Raw genomic sequence first — 20032 nt, 5'->3', positions numbered from 1 at the left:
GTCACTCCTTTGGCATACTCCTCCTTTCATTATAGCCCACATTTGTTTCACAAGAAACAATATGGTCATGTTATGAACATACCCTTTCCCCTTTATACCAATGTGGCAATGCCTTCCTTAATCACACTCAATATATCCGTTTGTTTCATAGAAATGGCCCAAGCGATATACCCATCCGGACGGATGAGAACCGTATGCACATCTCTCCATCCCACGGGCACTTCCTCGGCTACGGCCTCCACATATGAAATATGTGAAAGTGAGCTATGGTGAAACTCATTCGATACCTCATTATCCTGTGCAAGATGGAGAAGTACAAAGCGGCCTTCATGAAGAAGATCGTAAGCATACGTTGTCATTCCGTCAGGCAAATGCAATTCAAAATCAGCAAACCGTTTCCCGTTCAGTGGATGCTGCGGTATATTGCTAGCCGCTGGATAGCATACATCCAGTGCACTAATCTGCTCTGCCATAGATTGATTAATTTCCGGATGGCGGAACCATTCCTCATGCAATTGGCGGTGTGCCAATACAGCAGGCGTAAAGTCCAATAAGCGGGTCTGAACCTCGGTATTCCGTAAGAACTGCGTATTAACCGGATAACGTTCGTCATGATAGCTACTCAGCAGCGTGTCTGGAGCCCAGCCACGAATCACTCCGGCCAGCTTCCATCCCAGATTTGCCGCCTCTTGCAAGCCAACATTCATTCCCTGTCCACCTGCCGGGAAGTGGATATGCGCAGCATCACCTGCTAGCAGGATTCTCCCTTTACGATAGGTCTGCGCCTGCCGCGTTGCATTCCCGAATCGAGATAACCAGCGAGGATTGGATACGCCAAGATCTGTACCGAGCAGATCATACAGTCCTGTCTGCACTTCTTCCAGCGTCACAGGCACGTCCTTCGGAATCTCCATCATTCGTGGTGTAGTCAAAATAACCCGATAAATATCTGGATACACGGGGGCAATCATCACTCCACCTCGTTCACTATATTCGGAATGTACGCCACTTTCAGGCGGATTGACTAACTCTACATCCGCCAATACAGCGGTCAGAGTCGTATCCGTGCCCGGAAAAGCAATCCCGGCTTGTTTACGCACGATACTCCCAGCCCCATCCGCTCCTACGACATAAGCAGCATTCATTACCGATACATTGGCTTGTGGTCCAGATGCGCATACACTCACCACCTCTACGCCCTGCTCGTGCTCTCGCACAGATACCACTTCCATGCCACGATGGACGACAACTCCCAGCTTGAGCGCATGCTCCTCGATCACTTGCTCTGTAATCACCTGTGGAATAAACAACGTATAATTAGAAGAACTATCAAGCACAGAAAAATCCAAGCGGGTATTCAGCATTGTAAAGTGACCCGTACGTATAGGTCTGCCGCGCTTCATAAACCGCTCCTTCAATCCACGCATATCAAACATCTCAAGCGTCCGTGGATGTAGCGTAAGCGCACGCGACTGGCCACTGGGCTCCTCTAAACGTTCAATTACACATACGCTTACGTTTGCTAATGCCAACTCAGCAGCTAACCACATTCCAACAGGTCCGCCGCCTACTACAATCACTTCGTAATCCATGTTCACACCCCTATCTAAAATCTTTATTTCCACCACCTAATCGTTTCTCACGAAACAATATATACATACAGAAAGCTCCCCTTAACATTTCCGCATGTACCAAACAACATATAAAGCCTTTTTTATTGTTTCTACTGAAACAATATTATTGTAATTTAATTGAGAACAATTATCAACCACTTTATTAAAAACATTTCTACCCTTTACTTTAAATCATGCATTCATTTACATTTCATAAAATATAATTGTATAATCGTTAAATGAGACTAAGCTAGAACAAACTCTCCATAGAAGGGATGATCATACATGTCAGATGCCAATCAATTATTCGGTCAAGCGCTGGTTAAATCACTGGTCGGGGAACGTGGACATATTCGAGTAGCTCGGGCTTTACCAGACATTGACGTCGAGCTGGCAGGGAAGAAAAATGCAGAAATGCCTTACAGCATTTATCAACTGCTGAAGCATATGATCTACTGGCAGCAATTTATGCTGGAGCATTTGGAAGGACGGAAGCCCCAGCTTCCGGGCAATGTCATGGAAAGCTGGCCCGAAGAGACTGGACCGCAAAGCGAAGAGGCATGGCAGGCTCTCATTAACGAATTTTTACAGGGCGTAGATCAAGCTGTGCAGATTGCCGAAACCGCGCAACTGGATGATTCACTAGCTCATTTCCCAGGTGAAACGAAAGCAGGACTGCTGCGGAATATCGCTTCCCACAATTCATATCATTTGGGTGAAATCGTACTGCTACGCCGGATCTATGGAGCTTGGCCACCACCAGGAGGTGGCTTTCCAGCTTAAAGGCAACACCACCGCTCTAATCAAGATTCCTTCCATCCGCCGCTTCATACCTCCATCATTGCATTGGGATTTAGGCACCGCGAGGAACTCGCTCGCGTAGCCTATATGGGAACCCGCTAACTCGACTTGAAGCCGTTCATCCGTAATCAAGTGCAATCCGAATAACGGTTCCCATGATGCAAGATCAAAGAGAGGTTTCGAGGTTATGGTGAGACACTTATATTTAAATCGTAATATCGCCTGTATGATCGTGATCAGCCTTATTGCTAACATGAGTGGAAGTATGATCCTTCCACTCTTTGCTATTTATGTAGAGCAATTCGGGATATCCGTACTCGGCATGAGCATTTTATTTTCTCTGTTTTATGTGGGGAGATTTCTTGGTGGAGGCTTGGCAGGACGAATTTATGAAAAGATTGGCGCAAAACGCTTGGGGTTGAGCTTACTCATTGCCGAAATCGCTTGTATGCTCCTGTTTCCGATTGCAACAAGCTTCATCATTTTATCCATACTGAGACTCCTTCAGGGCTTGGTAGCTATAGGGCTAACCGTCTTTGTAAGAGTCACGATCAACCATATGAGCACCGCAGAGAATCGAGGCACGCTCAATGGATATATCAGCAGCAGTGAAGGTGCCGGTATGATTTTAGGGCCTCTTATGAGTGGAGCTATTGTTTCTTATTTTTCTTTATCCATTCCGTTTTATTTCGTTGCTATTTTCTCATGTATATCCTTCGTTGCCGTCTCCAGAATGACCTTCCCCAGTCTCTCCTCCAAACCTCAGCAACAGCACGTACCCCTTCATGAGTCGAAAAGAAAAACCATGCTAACGAAACAGCTACTGCTCTATTCCACCGTTCATTTTCTTGAAATGAGTGCATTCGCTATATTTTTAACGTACTTCTCCATATATGCAACCTACAAGCTCCATTGGAGCCCCGCAGAAATTAGCTTAGCTTTTACAATTATCGGCATATCGACCTTCATCTCAGCGCCCTTTATTGGCAAAATATCTGATCTACTTAAGGATCGCTTGATGCTTTGTATCCTCGGTCTATTGTTGATCATGGTGGAAATCATTTTATTTCTTTGGTTCACTGAACCGTGGATCGTATACTTAGGAATGTTCATCGGAGGTATCGGAGGGGCCAGCTATCTGGATTCCTTTTACTCGCAACTAGGGGATGTTATTCCTGAGGAGAACAGAAGCACATTTATCGGCAACGTCGTATCTTTGTCCGAATTGGGGGCTATTGTGTCTCCGATCATCGCAGGTGTACTCATGGAACGCTTTAGCATCAACACTCCCTTTTACTACAATTTGATTTTGGTGTTGATCGCCATAGTTATCCAATATGTCATTCGATTTAAGTCGAAATCTATAAGAAAAAGGCCAATTGCATAAGCAACTGGCCCCCTTTTTCATCACAGCTCCAACTCAACTGCAACCCCAAAATGATCCGATACAACTGGTCCTGTTTTTCCGTTCAGTACAACGGTCGAGGATTGTACCTGTGCAGCCTTATTGGAGAAGATAAAGTCAATGCGGAGCGGCTCCGCATTACTTTCCCAACCAGCAATAGCTTTAATCACCGTGTGGCCTTCATCACGTACTGCTGCATTCGGATAGGTGTCCGACCAGCCGGATTGCAGTACATAGTCATATCCTTCTCCGCGTACTTCAGCCGCGTTGTTGAAATCACCCATCATGAACACAGGAGTCGGAGCAAAAGAATGTAGCACTTTTGTTGTACGATCCCAGAGTCCACGGAAGGATTCTTCATCATTCCACCAGTTAAAATGTCCACTTACAAACCAAGCCTGCACTCCGTCCACCTCAGTTTGAATACCGACAATTTTACGTGAGCGGTAGTTGTCATAATCCTGTAGCGAGGAAATATATTCGTTCACCGTAGCTGTAATCGGTGTTTTCGACAGAATCGCCAACCCCTCGTCGTATTTGGCAAAACCAACATGCGCGGGAGCCCACGTCCAATGATAGCTATCAGACAATAGCCCGTTCAGCACATAAGCATAGTTATCACGCTTAATGACAACTTCAGGATCTGCGCTATGGTAAGTGCCCAAATCGTCCGCTGACAAAGGAGCCTCTTCCATAGACTGGTTCACTTCCTGTAAAGCAATGACATCAAACTGCTGTTCATCAATAAAAGCAGCCAGTTGCTTTAGCTTATCGTGCTGGTTTTCTTCCATCCAAGCATGTGCATTTAAGGTTAACAACTTCAAAGTAATCACCTGTTGAGTATGTCTTGTATATCTGATTTAAGCACATCAGCCTTCGGTCCGTAAACCGCCTGCACCCCATTATCTACTTTTATCAAGCCCAAGGCACCCAGCGCTTTCCACGTCTTTTCGTCCCCAACGGCATCTGTATCCTTCACCGTCACACGCAGACGGGTCATGCAAGCGTCCACCTCGACAATATTCTGCTCACCCCCAAGTGTCTTGATGATATCCGTAGCCAGTTGGTTTTGAGTGGAAGTAGCTGCCACACCCTCTGTCTTCGTACTCCCTGCCTCGGAAGTCCCTTGAGGCTCCTCATCCGTATAGTTCCCCAGTCTTCCTGGCGTAGCCATTTGGAATTTACCGATCATAAAATAAGCGATAAAGTAGGTTGCTACCGCAAACACCACGCAAGTCAGCACGAAGTTAATAATATCCTGCACCAACCCCGCATTTATAGACAACGGCATTCGGGTCAGCAGTTCAATCATACCAAATGAATGTAAACGCAAATGTATGATGTCGGCCATTCCGAACGCAATACCGGTAAGAATAGCATAAACCACATACAGCACAGGCGCCACGAACATAAACATGAATTCCAGTGGCTCCGTTACCCCTGTTAAAAAGACAGCTGCGGCTGCCGAAAAGATCATCGACTTGTACTTGCCGCGTTTGTCTTTGTCTACACGGCGATACATAGCCACCGCTAGTCCCATAAGGATACCTGCTCCACCAATCATTTGTCCTACCTTGAAGCGGGCAGGCGTCACGCCTTCCAACAAGCTATTGTAGGCTGTCGGATCGGTACCACGAAGCGCACTCAGGTCACTTGCCCAAGCCAGCCACAGCGGGTCTTGCCCGGCAACGACACTTCCTGCCCCGGAACCTGTAAGCGTTGTGTAAACGCCTCCAAGTTGAGTATAGTTAATAGGAACGGTCAGCATATGATGAAGTCCAAAAGGAATCAGCAGTCTTTCCAGTGTACCATAGACAAATGGTGCTACAAAAGGAGCCGATTCTCCCGAAGTCGCCAACCAAATGCCGAACTGATTAATCCCCCCCTGGACAAATGGCCAGACGGCAGACATGATCAAACTTACGATGACAGACCATAAAATCACGACAAAAGGAACAAAACGTTTACCGTTAAAAAAGGCTAAAGCGTCCGGCAGCTTGCGGTAATTATAGTACTTGTTAAATACCACCGCCCCGACGAATCCGGAGATGATACCGACAAACACGCCCATGTTGAGTGCGGGTGCTCCTAAGACAGAGGTGAAATAACCACTGACCGGAATCGATGCACCGAAGAGTGTATGGGTGGTTGCTCCCTCCTGGGTTAACATCTTCGATGATACGCCCAAAATCGTCCCTGTTGAAATATTGATGAGAACAAAGGCAATTAAAGCCGCAAAAGCCCCGCCCGCCCGTTCCTTAGCCCAGGAACCACCTATCGCTACCGCAAATAGAATGTGTAAGTTATTGATAATACCCCAACCCAAATTCTCCATGACCCCGCCGACGGTCAACCAGAAATGAATATCGCCAGCCAACATCGCCACTACTTTACCAAGCGAAATCATAATCCCGGCCGCCGGCATAACAGCAACAACCACAAGCAGTGCCTTCCCAAGCTTTTGCCAAAAATCAAATGATAGAAGTTTTTTCATGCTCGTTCAGTCTCCATCCCTTATAGTATGTATAGCATGGGTAGTACTCAAAAAATATTATGCAATCGGTTGCACAATTATTATAATGATATCGCTTTCTATTAGCAATACCCTAATTGTAAATATCTTGGTTAATAATGATAGAAACACTCGAAAAAACCGCGAATTTGTTGATTTTCGAGCAATATCGTATGATAGAACATAATATTTCCTGCTTGAGATAGCAAAAGGAGACGAAGACGATGGCAGTAACCATCAAAGATGTCGCAAAACGTGCTAATGTTGCTACTTCCACCGTATCCCGCGTCATTCAAGATAGCCCCAAAATCAGCGAAGCTACCAAGGTACGTGTCCGTAAAGAAATGAAGGCGCTTGGCTATGAACCCAACTATTCAGCTCAGAGTCTGGCTAACCGAGTCACACAGTCGATAGGCATTATTATGCCTGAATCGGATGTGGCGATCTTTCAAAATCCTTTCTTTCCGGAAAGTCTTCGCGGGATCAGCGAATGGGTGAACGAGCACAACTATACACTGTCGATTGTCACAGGCAAAACGAATGATGAATTGCTATCCCGCGTAAAGCTGATGACCCGGACCGGACGCGTTGACGGCTACATTGTCCTGTACTCCAAGCAAAAGGATAGCATCGTGGAGTATCTTCACAAAGAAAAAATTCCCTATACCGTAATAGGCAAGCCTCAACAGTTTGTCAGCGAAACCACCCATGTAGACAACGACAACTACCAGGCTGCCAAGGATGTGGTCACTTATTTGACTGGGCTGAATCATCAGCGCATTGCTTATGTTGGCGGTGATCAGGAACACATCGTGAATCTTGAAAGACTCCGAGGCTACCAAGATGCGCTACGAGAGGTTGGCTTGCCTCTACCGAAGGAATACGTGGTCAGAGAACCCTTTAATCTGGAGGACATGCGCGCGTTATTGCAGGCTACCCCGCCGCCTACTGCGATGATCGTTAGCGACGACCTTGTAGCCATGGCCGTACAGAAAATGCTTGCCCAGTTAGGCGTGTCCATGCCAGAGCAGTTATCCATGGTGAGCTTCAATAATCTAATGCTGGCTGAGCTGATGAATCCTCCTCTTACATCCGTGGATATTGATATCTTTACTCTGGGTTATCAGGCTGCCAAAAGCCTGATTGAAAAAATTGAGGATCCCAAGGAACTGACCAAACACATCATTGTGCCCCACCGAATCGTGGAGCGCAAATCCAGCCAGGTACTATGAATCTCTAAGAAATGGACAAGAACTGATTTTGTGGATATCCATAAAATCAGTTTTTTTGCGTTGACAGGGCAAACGGTTGCACTATATACTGAACTCGCTCATATATTGGTCTCGTTAAAACAACGATCTCATTTTCCGAGAGGGGTACGCACTCATGGTTTACAACCGATTATTTGACGTAGATAGTTGGAAGCTGACAACACACGCTCTACATAGCACACACATGCGATTACAGGAAAGCTTAACGTCCATAGGCAACGGTTATATGGGCATGCGCGGCAATTTCGAAGAAACGTATTCAGGGGATCATCATCAGGGAACTTATATCTCCGGTGTATGGTTCCCCGACAAAACAAAGGTCGGCTGGTGGAAAAACGGCTATCCTGAGTATTTTGGTAAGGTCATCAATGCCATGAACTTCATCGGCATCAATCTGATCGTAAACCAAGAGGAAGTAGACTTATTTACGGCACACATCAGCGATTTTGTGCAGGAGTTGGACATGAAACAGGGGATCCTGCGACGCACCTGCACCGTGAACGATCAGGTTCGTATCACTACGGAGCGTTTTCTGAGCATCACCACTCGTGAGCTATGCCTGATTGATTACCAAGCAACGAATATAAGTGAGCAACCTCTAACTATAGAGCTTGTCCCCTATTTGGACGGCAATACGAAGAATGAAGACACGAACTATGATGAGGTTTTTTGGCTGGAGGAGGCCCGAGAGGTTCAGGAACAATTCATTAGCCTGTCCACAACAACTATAGATAATCCCTTCGGTATTCCGCGCTTTACCGTAAACGCTACCATGGGTATTGTGACCGAGGGACAGGATCAGCAGACGACGGAAGAGGGCTTTTTGTATGCTGCTCGCCACTATCAATACAGCGTCGCTCCGGGCGACAGTATCCAGCTGCAAAAATTTGTGGCTGTTACAACTTCACGGGATATGGAAAAGGACGCACTGATTCCACAAGCTGAACGCATCGCCGTAGAAGCTGTGAACAAAGGCTACACTTCTCTTAAACAGGAGCATGTCGCAGCTTGGGCCCGACGTTGGGACAAAGCAGATGTAGAAATAGAGGGCGATACGGAGGCCCAACAGGGAATACGCTTTAACATTTTCCAGCTGTTCTCTACGTACTACGGTGAAGATGCCCGTCTGAACATTGGTCCCAAGGGTTTTACAGGTGAAAAATATGGCGGTGCCACCTATTGGGACACAGAAGCATATGCCGTACCTATGTACCTGGCGCTCGCAGACCCGGATGTAACCCGAAATCTGCTGCTGTATCGCTACCAACAACTTGAGGGTGCCAAGCATAACGCGACCCAGCAAGGACTTCGGGGTGCACTGTACCCTATGGTCACTTTTACGGGTGTGGAATGCCATAACGAATGGGAAATTACCTTCGAGGAAATTCATCGTAACGGTGCCATTGCCTATGCCATTTACAATTACACCAACTATACGGGTGACTTGACCTATCTGCATGACTACGGCGTAGATGTACTGGTCGAAATTAGCCGCTTCTGGGCCGACCGGGTTCATTTTTCCAAAAGTCAGCAGCAGTATATGATCCACGGGGTTACCGGGCCAAACGAATACGAAAATAACGTCAATAACAACTGGTATACCAACACGCTGGCTGCATGGGTTTTGAAATATACATTATCGGTCTTGCCTCAAATTTCGACTGAGAAAGCGCAGCGCCTGGCAGTTACGGCTGATGAGCTTGCACATTGGCAGGATATCGTCACTCACATGTATTATCCCTATGATGAGGAGCGGGAAGTCTTCGTACAACACGATACCTTTATGGATAAGGATTTGCAGCCTGTATCCGCCCTTGATCCCAGCAACCTTCCACTAAACCAGAAATGGTCATGGGATAAAATCCTGCGTTCATGCTTCATTAAGCAGGCAGATGTGCTGCAAGGGCTGTATTTCTTTGGAGACCAGTTCACACTGGAGGAAAAAGCGCGCAATTTTGCATTTTACGAGCCCATGACTGTTCATGAATCCAGTCTGTCTCCTTCTATACACGCCGTGCTGGCCGCCGAACTCAAAATGGAGGAAAAAGCAGTCGAGATGTATAAGCGGACGGCCCGTCTGGATCTGGATAACTATAATAACGATACCGAAGACGGCCTTCATATCACTTCCATGACGGGAAGCTGGCTGGCGATTGTACAGGGATTTGCCGGGATGAGAACCTATAATGAAACATTAAGCTTCTCCCCCTTCTTGCCTCAAGACTGGACCAAATATACGTTTAAAATCAACTATCGCGGTCGCTTGCTAAGTATTCTCGTACAGGAAAATGAAGTGATCATTACCCTGTTGGATGGAGAACCGCTGACGCTGGAGCTGTATGGACAGCCAACGCACATTACCAGTGGGCGGCCGTTAATGACGAACAGCGTTTCATAAATCGGGTAGACAGGGGGGAAAGCAAATGAAGGCAGTCATTTTTGATCTGGACGGAGTCATCACAGATACCGCCGAATATCATTTTCAGGCATGGGGCAGCTTGGCGGCAGCGTTAAACATCCCTTTTGATCGGGAATTTAATGAACAGTTAAAAGGAATCAGCCGTACGGAATCGCTCGACAAAATACTGGCGCGCGGTAACCTGTCCAATACGTTTTCAGAAGAAGGCAAGCAAGAACTGGCCACACGGAAAAATACGGAGTATCAGCGGCTCATCTCAGCTGTAACTCCCTCGGACATTCTTCCAGGCATTAAAGCGCTTCTGACAGAACTTCGTGAAGCCCGAATCGGCATCGCTCTGGCCTCTGCAAGTAAAAATGCAGCGTTTATCCTGGAGCGACTGGAGCTAGCGTACTATTTTGACAGTGTGGTGGATGTTACCGCCATTCGGCATGGCAAGCCTGACCCGGAAATTTTCCTTACTGGAGCTGCAAATCTGGGCGTTCAGCCTGCCGATTGTATCGGTATAGAGGACGCACAGGCTGGCATACAGGCGATCAAGGGCGCCGGGATGTTTGCGGTCGGTGTAGGAACACCTTCACAAATGCAAGGGGCAGATATCGTGGTAGCCACGACTGCCGAGCTTTCTCTGAGCATGTTGGAGGCACATTTTTACGAGTTCAAAAAGTGACTCCACTCGGAGGAATTTATATGGCGTTATCTCTAGGATAGAGTACCCTCGCCTCATAAGTATGACCAAAAACGGACACCACTGGTGTTCGTTTTTGTTTACATATACCCAAAAAACTCCCTCTGTCTCTCGCGTCTTCAGCTCCTCTATCGTTGAACACATTAGATTACCATTCCATGAATATTTATTACCATTTTACACATATTACATGCATAACTTTTGAAGGAGGAGGAGTCATGGCAAGATCACTCGAGGCGAAATTGGACCATCTACAAAAGACCCTGGGTCATCTTCCTGATGTCGTCTTCAAGAAAATGAATGTGGGTCAAACGGGAATTCATGTAATTATGATCTATCTCTCTGGTATTGCGGATACGAGCATCATTAACGAACAAATCGTCAAGCCGCTCATTTTAACTGGAATTCGTGAAAGTCACTCCCAAGTTAATCCCGAGAAAATAAAGGAGGAGCTGATACAGCAGACAGCATTTACGATCGATATGGAAGAAGAGACAGACCTTGAGACGTGTGTACACGAAGTGTTATCGGGAAATACCTGTCTGCTGATCGAAGGAACCGATGAAGTCTTTTTTGCGTCTACGGGCCAGTTTCCGTCGCGAAGTGTCGATGAACCAAGCACTGAAACTTTGGTTAGAGGACCGAGAGAAGGTTTTATTGAAGATTTGCAAAGCAACCTGGCAATGGTAAGGCGGCATATCAAAGATCTAAGTTTCAAAATAGATAAAATGACCATAGGAAGGAGATCCTCACGGAAGTTAGCGATCCTGTACATATCAGATATCGCAAATCCGGAGCTAGTTCAGGAAGTTAAACGGAGAGTCGAAACGATTGATGTGGACGATGCTTCCGATACCGGGATTATTGAGCAATGGATTGAGGAACATTCATGGTCTCCGTTCCCACAGATCCAAGCCTCTGAACGCTCGGATAAAGCTATAAATGCTTTAATGTCCGGAAGAGTTGTCATTATGCTTGATGGCACTCCTTTTGTCCTGATTGCTCCCATGACCTTCTGGATGCTGGCTCAATCCCCAGAGGATTATTACGAGCGTTTTCCTTTAGGAACATTTTTCCGCATGCTTCGTTTAACGGCTCTGTTCATTGCAACATTCCTGCCTTCGCTGTACGTTGCACTTATTTCTTTTCATCCTGGATTAATCCCACCTGAGCTAGTGATGTCTATCGTTGCCTCAAGGGAAGGGATTCCTTTTCCCGTTTTTGTGGAAGCTCTAATTATGGAGTTAGCATTGGAAATACTGCGCGAGGCAAGTCTACGGCTACCTAAAGGCATAGGACAAGTCATCGGGATTGTAGGCGGTCTTGTGATTGGACAAGCCGCTGTCGAGGCGGCGATCGTAAGTGCTTTTCTGATTATTGTCGTTGGTCTTACTGCCATTGCGTCCTTTGCAAGCCCGCAGTACAGCGGCAGTATTGGAATCCGGCTTCTTCGTTTCCCCATTATGATGATCGCAGGGATTTATGGGCTGTATGGAGTAATTTTAGCCTTTATTTGTTTAGGCGTACACATGGTCCAGATCAAAAGCTTTGGAGTTCCTTACATGTCACCCCTAGCCCCAATTCGGCTAAGAGATCAACAAGATACTTTGGTTCGGGTTCCTTTTAAATATCTCAAAAAACGCCCTATGATGCTAAAGACACAGGACGAAATACAATCTAACAGAAAAAGGAAGTAAACCTATGCTCTCTTACATCTTTCTGTTTCGTCGAACCCTATGGGCGCAAAAATGCTTTGCTGCATGGATCGCATGTGCTGCTCTCCTCACCGGTTGTTGGGATAGCAGAGAGATCGATAACTTGAGTATTATTCAAGGCGTCGCCATTGATACGGATCAGCAGGATATGCTGGAACTTACCTACCAGCACTTAATAGCGCAGAAATCCAGAAAAAATATGTATAGCAACGTAACAACCTTTAACAAAGATTCAATCCAGTCTGCTTCCAGGGAACAGGCCAAGCAGGTATCCCGTGCTCCTTTATATAGTTTTATTCGCTTGATTTTGATTAGTGACCAAGCTATACAAAAAACAAGAATCGACCAATTGTTAGATACGTTTACTCGCTCCTATAAACCGAGTCGAAAATCACTTGTTATGATCGTAAAAGGCAATGCGAAAGAAGCGCTCAATAAGATTGGCAAACATAAAGAGATACCTTCCATTGACCTTGAAGCATTGGCCAAAAATAGTGATTTCAACTCAAAAATACCTTATAGAATAACATTAGGGGAAATGTCTACACATATCTCACAAGGAGCTGACTTCCTCATTCAATGCCTAGAAAGCAATGACGGCAATCACTTCTCAGGAGCAGCTCTGGTCAGCGGCAAAACGAAGAAATTTGCTTTTTGGCTGGACGAAGAGGATGTTATCGGAATCAACTGGATGCTGGGAAAAACGAAGGGTTCCATTATTAAAGTTGAGGACCCAAAGACGAAGCAACACATGGTCTTTGAAGTTGAGGATGCCCATAGTAAACTTATTCCCCACCTTAATGGACAGGATCTCTCATTCACAGTTCGTATCAAAACAGATATCAAGCTAAACGAAAACTCGGTTACTTCTGTAGACTTCCTGAAGGAATCATTCATCCGAACCGCCAAAGAAGCGGCGCAAGATGAAATCAAACAGACCATATCCCAATCGCTAAACACACTTCAGAAAGAAATGAGAGCAGATGTAGTCGGTTTTGGCACAAAAGTAAAAGTGAACTATCCCGCTTACTGGGATCGGGTAAAGGAAAATTGGCAAAATACATTCAGTCAAATACCAATCGATGTTCAGGCTGAAGTACAGATTGAACGAACAGGTGCTTATACAAAAGGAGAGGAAGAGTAATGTCCAACATACCTTCCATGAAACAGGAAAAAATCTCTACCCTTCAAGCCTTACTTACAGTCACTTCGACCGTGTACGCTGTGGGAATTGTCAGTTTGCCAAGAACCATCGCGGAAAAGACACAAACGCCCGACGTGTGGCAGGGACTTTTGCTGGCAAGTCTGCTTGGGGTAGGCATCGTTTTTATCCATTTTAAACTGTGCCGGAGATTTCCAGGGAAGACGTTCTATGAGCTCAATCCTGTGATCGCGGGTAAATTCATCGGCCTGCTCATCAATATTGCATTTATTGTACATTGCACGATGATATGCTCTTTTGTATGTAGAATGATGGCGGAATTCCTCAAAGGTCTTGCACTGGAGAGAACCCCAATAAGTATGATTCTCTTACCGTTTCTTCTGCTTATTGGGTATTTGACCTGGGGCGGTCTCCATGCAATGGTTCGATTGATCGAACTTTTTTTCCCTTTAACCCTTATTGTTTTTTTATTGTTGGTCGTTCTTAATGTCAACCATTTCAATCTTGATAATTTGCGCCCTGTTTTCCATAAAGGATGGCGACCGATCTTTGAATCACTTAAAGTTATACCTTTCTCTACATTGGGTTTTGAATCCATCCTTATATTAACTAATGTGATGACCCACCCCCAAAAAGCATGGAAGGCTGGGTCAATCGGCTACTCGATTGCAATGGGTTTGTATATTTTAATGGTAACGATGGTCGTCGGCTGTATGTCAGTTGAGGAAGTTTCCCGACTGCAATGGCCAGTCGTTTCTTTTGCACAGCAAATTGAATTCCCCGGCGCGTTCCTGGAACGATTTGAAATATTATTTATCATTTTGTGGACGATCAAAATTTTCATGACCGCCTCAAACTATTATTTCTATATTGTAACGGGGATCAGCCAGCTCACCCAAAAGTGGAACGGGTATATCTGTTATCTCCCGTTAATTATATTATTTTGCCTGAGCATGTATCCCCAAAATTTTGTTGAGATAGGCAACTTCGATAAAATAATAGGTTATTTTGGAATTGCTGTATGCGCAGTAGTACCCTTGGTGCTTCTTGTTATCTCTATGGTCTTCCATCGAACAGAGAATCCGGGTGGGAAACAATAGAGAATGCCTCCCCATTCTTGCTGATGAGACTCAAGCCTTCTTACGCCACAGCGTAAGAGGGCTTTTTACTGCACTTGGCGGTTATACTTCGAAATTTTCCAACTGCTCCCTCCACTCAATTTATATTCATGAACTGATATAATGGAAGAGTTAAGCTATACCAGATCAACTATTCTCTCTTAGGAGACTAATGCATATGAAACCAACCTATCTTATGGATGATATACAGTGGCAACAGCTTATTCAAAACGTGGCTGACCATTTTAATGATGTGACGATCAAACGAGGTTTCCAATATTTTAAGCAAGGAAAGGTAAAAGAATTCGCAATGCCTGATGCCGATCATATTGCAGCTGTCGTGGATGGAAGCGAGCTATACGAGGTGGATCTCCACTTGAGCGCTTTTGCTGCCAGCAGATGTACATGCCCTGTCCACGCCAACTGCAAGCATATGATCGCCGTACTACTGAATTACGCGAATGAACAGGAACGTTCTGTACATGCTTTAGTGAACGCTCATTCGGCGGGATTCACTCGATTGGCGACAAAAGCTGACACGCGTAACACACCTCCTTCCCGGTCGAATCTTTTACCGGATCACAAGGAAACAACAAGAAACGCCCTCAGTAAAACTGCAAGTAAAATACCGGACATGCCCATTTCAGAGTGGCATGATCTGTTCGATCAGTGTATCGCCCTTAACCATGTAAACACACAAAACTCCCAATTTGTCCAAAGCGCTTTAGCCTCGATCTATGCTGTGAAGCCGCCGCTTTCACCCGGCATGCAACAGCTATACGGACTGCATGCTCATCTGCGTGTGCTGGAAAAGCTGGTACCTCAGTCTTCCATGCCAGGCTATCCCTCTCATACCTATATGGGGTATTACACGCAAATTGCTGCCGATGAGCTTAAAGAAGCGATCGAGCGTGATTTTGAGAGTCCACTGGAGCTGACCGATGAACCGATGCAAGAAGCCCGTATGGCAGAAACCTTAGCCTATTTACGCCGAAAAATGCTGACAGAATCGCGTAACGGTACTTATTTTTCAGACGCGTATTATCAGTTTTGGCTGTACTGGGTGCATCCCGTAAGACAGGACTCCAGCATATATACGGAGGAATTACAGCATTTGCAGGCGGCTGAGGAGGATCTCGGCACTACTTTAGCAAGGCTTCCGTGGATGTTGGCTCGCAGCTGGATGCATATTTTCCAATCGCAGGATAATGAAGCCTGGGTACTTCTTCAGGAAGCGGAACGAGCTTTTCCACTAAAAATCTCTTCCAACCAATTGCTTTTGTTCTTACAGGCGTTGCGTAAAGCTGAGAATTGGGCACGCCTCAAGGACGGACTGCGGCATATCGGTCCCCTGCTTCACAGTCATCGGGATGACCATTTACAGGATTATATGCATGATTGGGATGTGGTTTTGCAGCACCTTCCAGAAGCGGAGCAGGACATGTGGGACACGCTGGTGGGTATGCTTCCATTTGCCGGAGGAATGTATGAAGAGGCACTGCTTGCTCACGAGAAATGGCGGTCATGGATCGACTATCAGCTAAGCATACGCAGTGAACCTTTGAGTTTTCGAGTGAGCGTGTTACAGCCCATTGAAAAGAACGCGCCTGAGTTACTACTCCCCTTTTACCATCAAGCGGTAGAACGCTATGTGCTAGAAAAAAACAGATCCAGCTATAAAGCAGCAGTCAAGCTATTAAAGCGGCTGTTCAAGCTGTACAAGAAAATGAAGCAAGAATCACGCTGGGAGCTGTTCTTTACGACCTTCACCAGCCGTCATAGCCGCCTGCGGGCGCTACAGGAGGAATTGCGGAAAGGGAAATTGTTATCATGAGTCAATATACCGAAACGATTACCGTGCATATCCAATTAACTACCTATGGAGACGCGCTGATCTATGGCGATTCCTCCATGAACTATAGCATTTCCGGCCAAATTCTGAAGCAGCGTTTGTTTGCTTGGCATGAGGCTTCGTTTTATGGCACCGAGCTGGAGATTCAACATGTTCAAGACACGGATATTATCCTGCTGCCTTCGGAGCAGGTGATTCCTTTTCTGGCAGAGCGCGAGCTTCTAAAGCATATCGAATGGATCTGGGACGAGGCCCATGCCCCATGGCTTCAGCTGATCCCTTCGCTTGCTCACTGTATTGAAGCGAAAGCCTATGTGCCCAGCTTCACGGCGTTCCAGGCAGGGAAGCTGCAATGGGAATGGGATGCGGAAGCACTGGAAAACATCCAGCCGGCAGAGCTTGCTTTGCTAGGCAACTTGGAGAAGGACGAACAAGATGGGCTGATAGCGGCGTTCTCGTCTGCCGTATTTCAACGCTGGTACGGCACCGAAGCGGAAGCCGCCGATTTGCGAAGAGAATATCCGATTCTCTTCGCCTCCAACCGCCCAGCCGCGGCGGGTCTAGACGCGCGGGCCTGGCTCATCGCCATCGGCTGGAAAGCCGATACCGCGCCCTTTCGGCCGCTTCTGCAACTGCTGGAGCCAGAGCTGGAGGACGACGAGCCGTCCTGGCAGCTCAAGCTTGTGTTGCAGGACAAGCAAGACCCGGCGTTGCTGGTGTCTGTACAGCTCGCCGATGATGGGTACGCATCCGGCTCATGGCCCGATGCCTGGACAGCACATGTCCGTGAGCGCTCAGCCGGGTGGCTAGAAGGCTTGACCTCGATTTTGCCTGCCGGGCAGCGTGCCGGAAGCCGCGATGACGTGCTGAATCGCCCGCTCTCCGACGAAGCGGCGTGGCAATTCCTGACGACCGACAGCCAGCGTCTGCTGGAAAGCGGTTGGCAAGTGCTGCTCCCGGCTTGGTGGGAGGCAGCTACCCGCAAGAAGCCGAAGCTGCGGGCCAAGGTACGCCCGGGCGAAGGGGCGGGAGAGCGCACGAAGGGCAGCTCGCTGTTCGGACTGGACTCGATTGTCCAGTTCGATTGGCGTGTTGCCATCGGCGATGCCGATCTGAGCGAGTCGGAATTCGCCGAGCTGGTCGCTCGCAACGAGCGCTTGGTTCGCTTTCGCGGGCAATGGATCGCGCTCGATCCCGCGCTGCTGGCGCAGATCCGCCGGGCCATGGCCGGGATCGACAGCGCTCAGGGGTTGTCCTTTCAGGACATCTTGCAGCTGCACCTGCTCGGCAACGCCGACGAGCCTGAAGGCGACGCCTCGGGTGAGCAGCCGGAGGATGCGGCACGCTTCCGGCTGGAAGTCGAGCTGAATGCCCATCTGCTGAAGCTGATCAGCCAGCTCGGACGGCAGTCAGAATGGCCTGCATTGGACGTGCCGGACGGGCTGCAAGCCGAGCTGCGGACGTATCAGAGGGACGGGTACGCATGGCTTGCCTTTTTACGGCGTTTTGGACTGGGGGCCTGTCTGGCCGATGACATGGGACTTGGTAAAACGGTGCAATTTATTACTTATTTACTGCACTTACAGGAAATTGCCGCTGAGACGGGTGTCCGCTCCAGTTCGCTGCTGATTTGCCCGACGTCGGTGCTGGGCAACTGGCAGAAGGAACTCAGCCGCTTCGCCCCTTCATTGAAGGTGATGCTGCACTATGGAAGCAGGCGGAAGCAGGGAGACTTGTTCCGTGAAGAAGTAGAGCAGGCTGATGTCATCCTGACCTCCTTTGCTACGGCAACCCTGGATCAAGAGCTGCTACAAAGCATGACCTGGGATTCGGTCTGCCTGGATGAAGCGCAAAACATTAAAAATGCGCAAACCAAGCAATCCACAGCCGTGCGCAGCTTTCCTGCACGTCATCGGATTGCGTTGACCGGGACACCTATTGAAAATCGATTGTCCGAGCTGTGGTCCATTTATGATTTTATCAATCCAGGTTATCTGGGCAGCTCACGCGCCTTTAGCAATCGTTTTATGAATGCTATTGAGAAGGAACATAACGAGCAGCGCACATTAGATTTGCAAAAGCTGGTTCAGCCCTTCATGCTGCGGCGCAAGAAGAAGGACCCTGCTATACAGCTTGATTTGCCTGACAAGAATGAGATGAAAACCTACATTCATCTGACCTCTGAGCAGGGCGCGCTCTATGACCAGATTGTCAAAGAGTTGATGGAACGGATGCAGAAGCTGGAAGGGATTGAACGGAAAGGAGCCATTTTATCCGCCCTTACCCAGTTGAAGCAGCTTTGCGACCACCCAGCCCTCTTAACCAAGGAGGCATTCCCGGATGCAGCGGCTTCCGGTTATAGTCAGTCCGATCTTGAGACGGTCATTAGCCGTTCATCCAAGCTAGAGCGCATTCTGGCTATGGTCAAGGAACTGCGGGAGGAGGGCGAGCGCTGCCTTATTTTTACACAGTATATTGGTATGGGGCAGATGCTCCAGCGGGTACTCGCTCAGGAGCTGCAAGAGCCTGTGCTCTATCTGAACGGTAGCACGTCCAAAACGGCGCGTGACCGAATGATTGATCAATTCCAATCTCACACGCTCCCCCCTGCCGAGCAGCCATCCGTGTTTATTTTGTCGCTCAAAGCCGGGGGGGTGGGTCTGAATCTGACGGCAGCCAACCACGTCTTTCACTTTGATCGCTGGTGGAATCCGGCTGTTGAAAATCAGGCCACAGACCGAGCCTATCGGATGGGACAAACGAAGGATGTACAGGTGCACAAATTTATCTCGCTGGGCACGCTGGAGGAACGCATTGATGAAATGCTGGAGAGCAAGCAGCAGCTTAGCGACCAAATCATAACCAGTACCGAAGGCTGGATTACTGAGCTGTCTACAGACGCGTTAAAAGACCTCTTTACGCTACGGCGCGAGTGGGCATAATGATGTCCCAAGTTCAATATATACCTATTTTTAGGAAGCAGTAGTTTATAGCACGGTCCAAAACTCCTTTGTGTGCATTTACTATCTCATCACAACAAAGGAGTTGATTTGAAGTGGCCATTCGTCCTCCACAAACGCTGAAATCTACGGGCAGAAAGGTTCCTGTTACGAGATATCGCAATGTGAGTCCAACACAAACCCTTCGTAGATTTACAGTTATCTGGGCTAACAATGATGGTGTACCTTTTAACACGTCTGGATTTTTTGCAACACTCCGGCGTTTAGATGGAACCTTTGTCCAAGCTGCAGGCTTCGACCGCTTTGGTACTGCCCGATTCAACAGAGTCCGCACACCTACGAACCAGCCTTATATTCTGCGTACTTTTAGAGATGATGGAGTATTATTCCGCGTTAGATCCGTACCTGCTGGCGTATCCTCATTTGTCGTTATTGGTTAAGCTCATACCGAACGCAGCCTAAACGTGGGTAACCAAAAAAGCAACCAGAAACAGAGCATATCTGTCCTGGCTGCTT

14 protein-coding genes are annotated in these 20032 nt (G+C 47.4%); 11 read left to right on the top strand and 3 right to left on the bottom strand.

The window, feature by feature from the left end; translation table 11 throughout:
* Positions 1-92: 92 nt before the first annotated feature.
* The gene (locus MKY98_RS01245; RefSeq protein ID WP_069010146.1) at positions 93-1592 is read right to left on the bottom strand and encodes a monooxygenase; all 1500 of its coding nucleotides are present in this window, start codon (positions 1590-1592) and stop codon (positions 93-95) included.
* Positions 1593-1898: 306 nt separating this feature from the next.
* Between MKY98_RS01245 and MKY98_RS01240 the strand changes: the two genes are divergently transcribed.
* Positions 1899-2396: a DinB family protein gene (locus tag MKY98_RS01240; RefSeq protein ID WP_039274097.1), complete on the top strand. Its 498-nt coding sequence runs from the start codon at positions 1899-1901 to the stop codon at positions 2394-2396.
* A 205-nt stretch (positions 2397-2601) separates the two neighbouring features.
* Positions 2602-3801, top strand: coding sequence for an MFS transporter (locus MKY98_RS01235; protein ID WP_069010147.1), 1200 nt, complete (start codon positions 2602-2604; stop codon positions 3799-3801).
* 20 nt (positions 3802-3821) lie between these two features.
* Here MKY98_RS01235 and MKY98_RS01230 read toward each other — a convergent pair whose 3' ends face one another.
* Both MKY98_RS01230 and MKY98_RS01225 read right to left on the bottom strand, forming a co-directional pair.
* Positions 3822-4643: an endonuclease/exonuclease/phosphatase family protein gene (locus tag MKY98_RS01230; RefSeq protein ID WP_069010148.1), complete on the bottom strand. Its 822-nt coding sequence runs from the start codon at positions 4641-4643 to the stop codon at positions 3822-3824.
* Between the two features lie 5 nt (positions 4644-4648).
* Positions 4649-6313, bottom strand: a complete 1665-nt coding sequence (locus tag MKY98_RS01225) for a PTS transporter subunit IIBC (protein ID WP_069010149.1) — start codon at positions 6311-6313, stop codon at positions 4649-4651.
* 242 nt (positions 6314-6555) lie between these two features.
* Between MKY98_RS01225 and MKY98_RS01220 the strand changes: the two genes are divergently transcribed.
* The 9 genes from MKY98_RS01220 to MKY98_RS01175 all read left to right on the top strand — a co-directional run bounded on the left by MKY98_RS01220 (position 6556) and on the right by MKY98_RS01175 (position 19956).
* Positions 6556-7563, top strand: coding sequence for a LacI family DNA-binding transcriptional regulator (locus tag MKY98_RS01220; protein ID WP_069010150.1), 1008 nt, complete (start codon positions 6556-6558; stop codon positions 7561-7563).
* Between the two features lie 154 nt (positions 7564-7717).
* Positions 7718-10000, top strand: coding sequence for a glycoside hydrolase family 65 protein (locus MKY98_RS01215; RefSeq protein ID WP_029516900.1), 2283 nt, complete (start codon positions 7718-7720; stop codon positions 9998-10000).
* A 25-nt stretch (positions 10001-10025) separates the two neighbouring features.
* On the top strand, positions 10026-10691 hold the full coding sequence (gene pgmB, locus MKY98_RS01210; RefSeq protein ID WP_029516901.1) for a beta-phosphoglucomutase: 666 nt from the start codon (positions 10026-10028) through the stop codon (positions 10689-10691).
* Positions 10692-10927: 236 nt separating this feature from the next.
* Positions 10928-12406, top strand: coding sequence for a spore germination protein (locus MKY98_RS01205; RefSeq protein WP_029516902.1), 1479 nt, complete (start codon positions 10928-10930; stop codon positions 12404-12406).
* Between the two features lie 4 nt (positions 12407-12410).
* On the top strand, positions 12411-13568 hold the full coding sequence (locus tag MKY98_RS01200; protein WP_069010151.1) for a Ger(x)C family spore germination protein: 1158 nt from the start codon (positions 12411-12413) through the stop codon (positions 13566-13568).
* The gene (locus tag MKY98_RS01195; RefSeq protein WP_069010152.1) at positions 13568-14686 is read left to right on the top strand and encodes a GerAB/ArcD/ProY family transporter; all 1119 of its coding nucleotides are present in this window, start codon (positions 13568-13570) and stop codon (positions 14684-14686) included. The genes MKY98_RS01200 and MKY98_RS01195 overlap by 1 nt, the downstream gene beginning before the upstream one ends.
* Positions 14687-14882: 196 nt before the next feature.
* A complete protein-coding gene (locus MKY98_RS01190) occupies positions 14883-16538 on the top strand; it encodes an SWIM zinc finger family protein (RefSeq protein ID WP_069010153.1) in 1656 nt (551 codons plus the stop codon).
* Positions 16535-19498, top strand: a complete 2964-nt coding sequence (locus tag MKY98_RS01180) for a DEAD/DEAH box helicase (protein WP_069010154.1) — start codon at positions 16535-16537, stop codon at positions 19496-19498. Before MKY98_RS01190 ends, MKY98_RS01180 begins: the two co-directional genes overlap by 4 nt.
* Before the next feature lie 113 nt (positions 19499-19611).
* On the top strand, positions 19612-19956 hold the full coding sequence (locus MKY98_RS01175) for a hypothetical protein (protein ID WP_016820169.1): 345 nt from the start codon (positions 19612-19614) through the stop codon (positions 19954-19956).
* Positions 19957-20032: the final 76 nt, after the last annotated feature.

This window comes from Paenibacillus sp. FSL M8-0228, from assembly GCF_038007385.1.
Taxonomy (GTDB): domain Bacteria; phylum Bacillota; class Bacilli; order Paenibacillales; family Paenibacillaceae; genus Paenibacillus; species Paenibacillus polymyxa_D.
The sequence above is the reverse complement of the archived record's forward strand: the minus strand, read 5'-3'. Positions and strand labels throughout refer to the sequence as shown.

Bases quoted from the DNA above. Each gene is read 5' to 3' on its own strand.
- MKY98_RS01240 (WP_039274097.1), top strand. From the start codon at position 1,899: ATGTCAGATGCCAATCAATTATTCGGTCAAGCGCTGGTTAAATCACTG.
- MKY98_RS01205 (WP_029516902.1), top strand. From the start codon at position 10,928: ATGGCAAGATCACTCGAGGCGAAATTGGACCATCTACAAAAGACCCTG.
- pgmB (WP_029516901.1), top strand. From the start codon at position 10,026: ATGAAGGCAGTCATTTTTGATCTGGACGGAGTCATCACAGATACCGCC.
- MKY98_RS01220 (WP_069010150.1), top strand. From the start codon at position 6,556: ATGGCAGTAACCATCAAAGATGTCGCAAAACGTGCTAATGTTGCTACT.
- MKY98_RS01235 (WP_069010147.1), top strand. From the start codon at position 2,602: ATGGTGAGACACTTATATTTAAATCGTAATATCGCCTGTATGATCGTG.
- MKY98_RS01215 (WP_029516900.1), top strand. From the start codon at position 7,718: ATGGTTTACAACCGATTATTTGACGTAGATAGTTGGAAGCTGACAACA.
- MKY98_RS01195 (WP_069010152.1), top strand. From the start codon at position 13,568: ATGTCCAACATACCTTCCATGAAACAGGAAAAAATCTCTACCCTTCAA.
- MKY98_RS01245 (WP_069010146.1), bottom strand. From the start codon at position 1,592: ATGGATTACGAAGTGATTGTAGTAGGCGGCGGACCTGTTGGAATGTGG.
- MKY98_RS01200 (WP_069010151.1), top strand. From the start codon at position 12,411: ATGCTCTCTTACATCTTTCTGTTTCGTCGAACCCTATGGGCGCAAAAA.
- MKY98_RS01190 (WP_069010153.1), top strand. From the start codon at position 14,883: ATGAAACCAACCTATCTTATGGATGATATACAGTGGCAACAGCTTATT.
- MKY98_RS01225 (WP_069010149.1), bottom strand. From the start codon at position 6,313: ATGAAAAAACTTCTATCATTTGATTTTTGGCAAAAGCTTGGGAAGGCA.
- MKY98_RS01180 (WP_069010154.1), top strand. From the start codon at position 16,535: ATGAGTCAATATACCGAAACGATTACCGTGCATATCCAATTAACTACC.